The organism is Candidatus Erwinia dacicola, from assembly GCF_001756855.1.
In the GTDB taxonomy this organism is placed as follows: Bacteria; Pseudomonadota; Gammaproteobacteria; order Enterobacterales; family Enterobacteriaceae; genus Erwinia; species Erwinia dacicola.
In genome coordinates this window covers 1-6577 of the sequence record NZ_MAYS01000298.1, presented here as the reverse complement: position 1 = coordinate 6577, position 6577 = coordinate 1, and the positions used below count along the sequence as shown (strand labels likewise).

Here is a 6577-nt window from a genome sequence, read left to right as displayed (position 1 = left end):
AGAAGAGGCGATTCAATCTCATAACCATCAAGTACCGGCTGGAGCTAGCGCGCAAGATGGGTGTTACGCGGGCAGTTAATGTCAGCCATGAAAATCTGCCGCAGGTGATGACGGAACTCGGCATGACTGAAAGGTTTGACGTCGGGCTGGAGATATCCGGCGTTCCGGCCGGTTTTTGCGCCACGCTCGACGTGATGAATCCCCCCTGCCTCAATGGCGATCAACTGGAATCAGGTGATCTTCAAGGGGCTGTTTATTAAAGGATCTACGGCAGAGAGATGTTCGAAACCTGGTATAAAATAGCCGCGCTGCTGCAGTTCGGGCTGGATTTGGCCCCGGTAATCACCCACCGCTATCCGATTACTGCCTTCCAGCAGGGCTTTGATGAAATGCGCTCCGGGCATTCAGGGTAAGTGATCCTCGACTGGAGCTAGCCATCAGGGTTGATGTATTCGAAGGGGCTAGGCATGTCTGGCCCGCATCAGCTATTTTCCGAAAAAATTTTTCTTCAGGCTTTGCACCAGCGGGCTGTTGCTGATGCTGTCAGCGATCACGCCCAGCGCACGCGTGACCGGCACCGGTTTAACCGTCACCTTGCACACTTCTGCGCCGCGGAACGGATTACGCGGCTGCGGTTTTTCTGCCGGCAGAGGGCGATTGCTGCCGCGTTGCGGCTCATTCAGCAGCTGGCTGGGGCGCACTAGGATAATATCGGCGGGCAACATCAGCAGCATCTGCTGCAGCACGCGCACCGTGGTCGGATGCGGGTGGCCGATGGCGATCGCGGAGCCATCGCGCTGCGCTAGGCGCACCGCACGGGTAAACTGCTGGCGAATATCGGCCTCGTTCTGCGTATTGTCAAGGAATACGCGGCGCTTGATCACCTTCACGCTGGTGCCTACGGCGGCGTGGGTCGAATGGCTGTTGCCGATGGTCATGCTGTCGAGGAAGTAGAAATTGTAGCGATCGAGCACCTGCATCACTTTCTGCATTCCCGGCAAGCTGGAAGTCATCGCGCTACCCATATGATTGTTGAGCCCAACGGCAAACGGCACATCGACGACGGCTTCATGCACGATGAGTGCAATCTCCTCGCTCGACATATCCGGGCTCAGCGTGTTTTTTTCGAGTGGCTGTTTGTGTTTACTAAGCGGGGCCATCGGCAGGTGGATCAGCACCTCGTGGCCGCGCTGGTAGGCTTTGGTCGCCATCTCACGGGCGTGTGGGGCGTTGGGCAGCACCGCGACAGAGATGGCCGCAGGCATCTGTAATACTCGATTTTCCTGCTCGGGGCGATAGCCAAAATCATCAATGACAATCGAAAGTTTACCGGCGTACACCGGGCTGACCATCACGATGGTGACCAGAAGATCGCTGAGTTTTCGGAGTTGAAACAAAACTATCTTCCTAACCACGGTAGTGGATTGACTGCCTGTCCCTGACGGCGGATTTCGAAATAGAGTGACGGCGTGCCACGCCTACCGCTGGTGCCGACCAGCGCGATAGGCTGCCCTGCACGTACCTTGGTACCCACGCTCATCAGCGCACTCTGGTTATAACCATACAGACTCATATCGCCTTTGCCGTGCTCGACCACCACCACCAAGCCGTAGCCCTGCAGCCAGTCGGCCATCAGCACGCGGCCATCGGCAATCGCTTTGACTTCGGTGCCTTCCGGCGCGTCAATCACCAGTCCCTTCCAGCGCAGTTCTCCCTGCAGCTGCTCACCGAAGCGGTGTTCAATGCTGCCGCGGATCGGCCAGACCATCTGACCGCCCGGGCGACCAAGGCCGCCTGTGCGCGACATCAGCGAACGCTCGCTGTCGGTCGGTTTATAGGTGGTGCCTTTGCTCTTCGCCTGCGCCTCACGCTGGCGAGCTTTTTCAGCCTCGCGCGCTTCACGTTCTGCCCGTGCCTTAGCTTCGCGTTCGGCACTGGCGATTTTATCCTGCAGGCGGCTTTCATTCTGACGCAGCTCAACCAGCTGGGCCTGATCTTTCTCCAGCAAGGATTCGAGCATGGTGATAGTTTTCTTGCGCGCCTGGCGAGCGCTTTCCAACGTTGCCTGCTGCGACTGCTGCTGTGCTAACAGCGACTTCTGCTGGGTCTGCTTATCAACTAGGCTGGCTTTCTGCGCAGAGAGATCGCGGCGCGTTTGCTTCAGGTCTTCAATCGATTTCTGGCGCGCCTCATTGAGATAGCCAAAATAAGCCAGCATACGTTCGCTGCGCTGGCTCTCTTCATTGCTGAAAATCAGCTGCAGCCCACTGTGCTGGCCTTGGCGGAAGGCGGCATCCAGCTGCTCAGCAAAAATAGATTCCTGCTGGGTTTGCTGCTGCTGGAGTTTATTGACGGAGGCGGTAAGCGCGGAAATCTTTTTATTCAGCGTGGTGAGGCTGCTCCGCGTGTCGCGCAGCTGGTAGCCGGCCTGGGCAATGACCTTCTCTTGGCTCTGTAGCTGGTCAAGAAGCTTGCTGTGCTGCTGCTTTTGCAGCCTGACGCTTTTCTCTTTTGCCGCGATATCCTGTTGAATACTTTGCAGCTGAGATTTGTTGTCTTCTGTCGCGAGAGCGAAAAAAGAGAACAGCAGTGCACTGGTACAGAGTACCCCGACTGCCAGATTGGACATGCTTGCACGCAGTGGCAGGGTAGCAACCTGCTGTTTACGCGGGGTCCATGAATGTAGGACTGTCGCTTTTCCCCTCATAGCCTCGGATTATTCCACGATGAACAGCAGCTTACCAGCCATCTCGCGCTGGTTTTCTATTACTGACGGTAACAATTCCGCCAGAGCCGATGCTACAAAAAGTCTTGATTGTACAACAAGCTGCTTTCACTTAAGGCAACTTTTTTGTAATCTGTCGCAGAAAACATTACTCTGAGGCTCTACGCGACTGTACATGGCACTCTTGGCAGGTATACTCGGAAGCCTTGTTTTAGCTTATTAAACCTTTCGGGAGTTGTTACCCCTCATGCAAGATATTATGCAGTTCGCAGGCAATCACACCATTTTAGCTCTGGCGTGGGTTATTCTGCTGGTTTTGGTGATCGTAACCACTGTTAACGGCATGTTCTCGAAGGTAAAAGTAATTAGCCGTGGTGAGGCGACCCGTTTAATTAACAAAGAAGAAGCCGTGGTAGTGGACGTGCGTGGACGCGATGATTACCGCAAGGGTCATATTTCTACTGCGATTAATATGCTGGCCGCAGATATCAAGAAAGGTAGCTTCGGCGAGCTGGAAAAATATAAAGCCCAACCGCTGATCGTGGTGTGTGCTACCGGCACCTCCGCATCCGATTCTGCGGCGCAGCTGAATGCTGCAGGCTATGAACAGGTTTACGTGCTGAAAGAGGGTGTATCCGGCTGGAGTGGCGATAATCTGCCTCTGGTGAGCAGTAGATAAACCGCGCGCACATAAGATTACTGGAGGGCCAGCATGGCTAACGTTGAGATCTACACCAAAGCAACCTGTCCTTTTTGCCATCGGGCGAAAGCCCTACTGAGCCAGAAAGGCGTGAATTTCAAAGAGATTCCGATTGACGGGAATGCTCACCTGCGTGAGAAAATGATTAAACGAAGCGGCCAGACCACGGTGCCTCAGATTTTTATTGATGCGCAGCACATCGGCGGCTGTGACGACCTGTTTGCACTTGACGGTCGTGATGGCCTTGAGCCGCTGTTAAAATAAGGGAAGGCTGCGCATCTGGCGCACTTTCCCTGACTATTGCTGCAGCTCAATAACGGATTATTAACCGATAGGATTACGTACCATGTCAGAACAGAACAACACCGATATGTCTTTCCAGATCCAGCGTATCTACACCAAAGATATCTCTTTTGAAGCGCCTAACGCGCCACAGGTTTTTCAGAAAGAATGGGAACCGGAAGTAAAACTGGACCTCGACACCGCGTCAAGCCAGCTGGCTGACGATGTGTATGAAGTGGTACTGCGCATCACTGTGACCGCAACCGTCGGCGAAGACTCTGCGTTCCTGTGTGAAGTACAGCAGGCAGGTATCTTCTCTATCGGTGATATCGAAGGCACGCAGATGGCGCATTGCTTGGGCGCTTACTGCCCGAATATTCTGTTCCCGTATGCACGCGAGTGCATCACCAGCTTGGTATCACGCGGTACCTTCCCGCAGCTGAACCTTGCACCGGTTAACTTTGACGCGCTGTTCATGAACTATCTGCAGCAGTCTGAAGGTAAAGGTCAGCATAGCAGCAGGACGCTTAATGCGTAGCCTTCATGCTTCAACGAGCGTCATCTGTGCCGGCTCGTACGGTACCGCTTTGGCGATTACGCTGGCGCGTAACGGCCACGATGTAGTGCTGTGGGGCCATAACCCGCAGCACCAGGCGCAGCTGCAGGCCGACCGCTGTGACACCGCTTTCCTTCCCGATGTCCCTTTCCCCGATACGCTCCACCTTGAAACCGACCTCGCTGCGGCGATTGCAGCCAGCCGCGACTTGCTGGTGGTAGTGCCAAGCCACGTGTTTGGTGACGTGCTGCAACAGATTAAGCCGCATCTGCGCGCAGATTCGCGCATTGTGTGGGCTACGAAAGGTCTGGAAAAGGAGACGGGGCGCTTGTTGCAAGACGTGGCGCGTGAGATCGTCGGTGACGATATTCCGCTGGCGGTGATTTCCGGCCCGACTTTCGCCAAAGAGCTGGCCGCTGGTCTGCCAACGGCGATTGCGCTGGCAGCGACGGATACGCAGTTTGCCGAAGAGCTGCAGGAGCTGCTGCACTGCGGTAAAAGCTTCCGCGTGTATAACAACCCTGATTTTATCGGCGTGCAGCTGGGCGGAGCGGTGAAAAACGTTATCGCTATCGGCGCTGGCATGTCGGATGGTATTGGTTTTGGTGCCAATGCCCGCACCGCGCTGATTACCCGCGGGCTGGCTGAAATGAGCCGCTTGGGTGCCGCGCTGGGCGCAAATGCCACGACGTTTATGGGCATGGCCGGGCTGGGCGATCTGGTACTCACCTGTACCGATAATCAGTCGCGTAACCGCCGTTTCGGCATAATGCTGGGGCAGGGTGCCGATGTTGAAGGCGCACAGGCCACTATTGGGCAGGTGGTGGAAGGATTCCGTAATACCAAAGAAGTGAAGGCGCTGGCTGCGCGGTTCGGCGTGGAAATGCCTATTACCGAGCAGATTTATCAGGTGCTGTACTGTGGCAAGAATGCGCGTGAAGCGGCAACCAGCCTGCTGGGGCGCACAAGGAAGGACGAAAACAGCTGGAGCTGACCCGGATTCATCGTGTTGTCATGCTGGCACCCAGACGGGCGCTATTTTTAATGGGGAGTGAGCCATGCCGTGTGTAGAGTCTGAACTGATCTGGGATAACATCAAAATGGAAGCGCGTGCGCTGGCCGATTGTGAACCGATGCTGGCCAGCTTTTACCACGCCACTCTGCTAAAGCATGATGACCTAGGCAGCGCGCTGAGCTATATGCTTGCCAACAAGCTGGCTAATCCGATCATGCCAGCGATTGCCATTCGTGAGGTCATTCAGGATGCTTATCGTCAGGACCTGTCGATGATCATCTCTGCCGCCTGCGATATTCAGGCGGTGCGCCAGCGTGATCCGGCGGTGGATAAATACTCCACGCCGCTGCTCTACCTGAAAGGCTTCCACGCCCTGCAGGCTTATCGCATCGGCCACTGGCTGTGGAATGAAGACCGCCGTGCGCTGGCGGTTTACCTGCAGAACGAAATCTCCGTCTCCTTCGCGGTGGATATCCACCCGGCGGCGACCATTGGTCGCGGCATCATGCTGGACCATGCAACGGGCATCGTTGTGGGTGAAACGGCGATCATCGAAAATGATGTCTCGATCCTGCAGTCGGTAACCTTGGGCGGAACCGGCAAAACCAGCGGCGACCGTCATCCAAAGATCCGCGAAGGGGTGATGATCGGTGCCGGTACGAAGATCCTCGGCAATATCGAAGTAGGGCGCGGCGCGAAGATCGGTGCCGGATCCGTGGTGCTGCAGCCGGTGCCGCCGCACACCACCGCGGCAGGCGTACCGGCGCGTATTGTCGGCAAGCCGGGCAGCGATAAGCCATCCATGGATATGGATCAGCATTTTAATGGCATGGTGCCAGGCTTCGAATTTGGTGATGGCATTTGATTTTGCGGGGCGATCGTCGATCGCCCCCTACAGTTTATTAGCCTTTTAGTAACGCCCCTGCGTAATCTAACTGCCGCCACGCCTCATATACAACTGACCGAAACGGCATGTGAGTGCAAAAAACCGTTGTGGTGCCTCTGAGGCGGCGAAAGCGTTATAGTTATCTTGGTGCTTAATCCCGGTGCCCCATTCCCACTTGAAACGCAACAAAACCGAGGGGGCTTATGCCGCCAGTAAGTGCGTTAAAAATACCTCGTTGGGGGAACGATAGCCCAGTGATTTTCTCCCGCGCGTGTTGAGTATGTGTTCGAGTTCAGCCATCTTGCGATGGCTCACCTGACTGAAGTCGGTTCCCTTGGGGTAAAAGCGCCGTATCAGACCGTTGGTATGCTCATTCAGGCCACGTTCCCAGGAATGGTATGGGCGTGCAAAGT

8 protein-coding genes and 1 pseudogene are annotated in these 6577 nt (G+C 55.5%); 6 read left to right on the top strand and 3 right to left on the bottom strand.

Annotated features, from left to right (window positions below; all coding sequences use genetic code 11):
• A pseudogene (locus BBW68_RS08860) lies at positions 1–413 on the top strand (MDR/zinc-dependent alcohol dehydrogenase-like family protein); the annotation flags it as partial.
• Positions 414–485: 72 nt separating this feature from the next.
• Here BBW68_RS08860 and BBW68_RS08855 read toward each other — a convergent pair.
• Both BBW68_RS08855 and envC read right to left on the bottom strand, forming a co-directional pair.
• A complete protein-coding gene (locus tag BBW68_RS08855; protein WP_070135056.1) occupies positions 486–1397 on the bottom strand; it encodes a divergent polysaccharide deacetylase family protein in 912 nt (303 codons plus the stop codon).
• Between the two features lie 2 nt (positions 1398–1399).
• Positions 1400–2707 carry a murein hydrolase activator EnvC gene (envC, locus tag BBW68_RS08850; RefSeq protein ID WP_070135054.1) on the bottom strand — a complete coding sequence of 436 codons (1308 nt, stop codon included), beginning with the start codon at positions 2705–2707 and terminating at the stop codon, positions 1400–1402.
• Between the two features lie 265 nt (positions 2708–2972).
• Here envC and BBW68_RS08845 point away from each other — a divergent pair, with 265 nt between their 5' ends.
• The 5 genes from BBW68_RS08845 (at position 2973) to cysE (ending at position 6143) form a co-directional block, all read left to right on the top strand.
• Complete coding sequence (locus BBW68_RS08845; RefSeq protein WP_070135052.1) at positions 2973–3404, top strand: rhodanese-like domain-containing protein; 432 nt, start codon at positions 2973–2975, stop codon at positions 3402–3404.
• Between the two features lie 33 nt (positions 3405–3437).
• A complete protein-coding gene (grxC, locus tag BBW68_RS08840) occupies positions 3438–3689 on the top strand; it encodes a glutaredoxin 3 (RefSeq protein ID WP_070135050.1) in 252 nt (83 codons plus the stop codon).
• 82 nt (positions 3690–3771) lie between these two features.
• A complete protein-coding gene (gene secB, locus BBW68_RS08835) occupies positions 3772–4245 on the top strand; it encodes a protein-export chaperone SecB (RefSeq protein WP_070135048.1) in 474 nt (157 codons plus the stop codon).
• The gene (gpsA, locus tag BBW68_RS08830) at positions 4238–5257 is read left to right on the top strand and encodes an NAD(P)H-dependent glycerol-3-phosphate dehydrogenase (RefSeq protein ID WP_070135046.1); all 1020 of its coding nucleotides are present in this window, start codon (positions 4238–4240) and stop codon (positions 5255–5257) included. The genes secB and gpsA overlap by 8 nt, the downstream gene beginning before the upstream one ends.
• A gap of 64 nt (positions 5258–5321) precedes the next feature.
• On the top strand, positions 5322–6143 hold the full coding sequence (cysE, locus tag BBW68_RS08825) for a serine O-acetyltransferase (protein ID WP_070135044.1): 822 nt from the start codon (positions 5322–5324) through the stop codon (positions 6141–6143).
• Positions 6144–6365: 222 nt separating this feature from the next.
• Here cysE and BBW68_RS16440 read toward each other — a convergent pair.
• A partial coding sequence (locus BBW68_RS16440; RefSeq protein WP_148127523.1) for an IS30 family transposase occupies positions 6366–6577 on the bottom strand: 212 nt, incomplete at its 5' end.